At 61.4% G+C, this 251-nt stretch carries 1 pseudogene; it reads left to right on the top strand.

Going from position 1 to position 251, the window contains the following annotated elements:
* Window positions 1–251, top strand: a pseudogene (locus BK660_RS32030) (type VI secretion system tip protein VgrG); the annotation flags it as partial.

Genomic DNA, 251 nt, shown 5'->3' with positions numbered 1-251 from the left:
GACGAGCGTCGAGCACACTGGCAAGCAGCCGCAAGTGCTGGAAGATTTGGCCACCGGCACTGATTCCGGTGACGGCTTCAGCCAGGGTTATCGTAATGATTTCGTCGCGACACCTTGGGACGTCGTCTTCCGCCCTGCGCTTGCACACCCCAAACCCCGAATGACCGGCAACCAGCATGCCGTGGTCACTGGGCCCCCCGGCGAGGAGATTTACTGCGACGCCTATGGCCGGGTAAAGGTCCAGTTGCTGT

Origin of the sequence: Pseudomonas brassicacearum, from assembly GCF_003732265.1 — a bacterium.
Lineage (GTDB): Bacteria > Pseudomonadota > Gammaproteobacteria > Pseudomonadales > Pseudomonadaceae > Aquipseudomonas > Aquipseudomonas brassicacearum_D.
The sequence above is the reverse complement of the archived record's forward strand: the minus strand, read 5'-3'. Positions and strand labels throughout refer to the sequence as shown.